Source organism: Ruegeria sp. AM2 (assembly GCF_056540685.1).
In genome coordinates, this window is record NZ_JBQFXE010000027.1 from 1 (window position 1) to 1,507 (window position 1,507).

At 56.5% G+C, this 1,507-nt stretch carries 1 protein-coding gene; it reads left to right on the plus strand.

Annotated features, from left to right (window positions below):
* Nucleotides 1-218 precede the first annotated feature (218 nt).
* Nucleotides 219-1,360, plus strand: a protein-coding gene (locus ACR0CR_RS20380) for an IS3 family transposase (RefSeq protein ID WP_480500938.1) whose coding sequence is annotated in 2 segments (ribosomal slippage) — nucleotides 219-465 and nucleotides 465-1,360 — 1,143 coding nt in all. Because the reading frame shifts where the segments join, the coding sequence is not laid out codon by codon here.
* Nucleotides 1,361-1,507: the final 147 nt, after the last annotated feature.

Below are 1,507 nucleotides of genomic sequence, written 5' to 3' on the forward strand. Positions count from 1 at the left end.
TTCGAAGCGGCCATTGGCGCAGCCGCAGCTAAATGACGCTGTGTCCGCGCAACTAACTTCCAGGAACGTCTCGGCGAACGGCGGCACTCCGGATCGTTGATAAGCCGCTACTATTCAGATTGTTGGTTTGGTCTCTAAAGCAACTGACTGAGGATGACCCAGCCCCCTGAAATCAGGCCATTGAGGTGTTAGTAATCCGTCCAAGCAAAGGATGGACTATGAAACGCAGATTTAGCGACGAACAGATCATTGGAATGATCAAGGAATACGAGGCAGGCGTGAAAGCTCAGGAGTTGTGCCGCAAATATGGGATCAGCGATGCCACGTTCTACAAATACAAAGCCAAGTTCGGCGGAATGAACGTGTCGGATGCGAAGAAGTTGCGTGCGCTGGAAGATGAGAACAATCGTCTGAAACGGATGTTGGCGGATGCCATGCTGGACAACGCGGCGCTCAAGGATCTCGCGACAAAAAACTACTGACGCCTGACGTGAAGCGACGGGCCGTGTCGGACGTGATGGATCGGCACGGCCTGTCTGAGCGTCGGGCGTGTGAGCTGGCCGACCTGCACAGGTCTGTCTTTCAATATCAGAAGCAGAACCAGGATGATGAAGCCCTGCGCAAGCGTCTGCGCGAACTGGCGAATGAGCGTCGCCGGTTCGGTTATCGGCGTTTGGGCATCCTGTTGGCGAGAGAGGGCTTTGAGGTGAACCACAAGAAGCTGTTCCGGCTCTATCGCGAGGAAGGGCTGGTGGTGCGTCGCAGGCGGTCACGCAAACGTGCCTTGGGCACGCGGCGGCCTATATTCGTCCCGGATCGGGCCAATCAACGGTGGTCGTTGGACTTTGTGTCTGACGCTTTCGAAGACGGCCAGCGGTTCCGAGTGTTGTGCATCGTGGATGATTGCACGCGAGAGGCATTGGCAACCGTCGTGGATCGTTCGTTGTCTGGCGCGCGGATGACGCGCGAACTGGATGAACTGATCCGCAGGCGCGGACAGCCGGATATGATTGTCAGCGACAATGGAACGGAAATGACATCTCATGCTGTTCTCAGGTGGTGCCAGGATACTGGTGTCGGCTGGCACTACATCGCACCCGGAAAGCCCATGCAGAATGCCTTTGTCGAGTCATTCAATGGCAGGCTGCGAGACGAATGCCTGAACGAACACATTTTCGGTAACCTCGCCGAGGCCCGAAAGATCATTGAAAACTGGAGGATCGATTACAACACGCAGCGACCACACACGTCACTTGGCGGGCTGGCTCCAGCCGTCTACGCCAATCTCAACCGCGCCACCCGGCCTGCTTCGCTTGAGCTACGCAACGGCTCCGCTCAGCAGGCCTTGACCGCAACCTAAACACGAGAAAGAAACAGGAACGGATTCTACATCCAAACGGCCCGGATCAAGGGGCTGGGTCAACGTCACACGAACTTGACCCAACCGTCACAGTGCGACCAGGACAGGGCAAACGCTCAACATCAGATGGCGCACCAAGCCGAACAG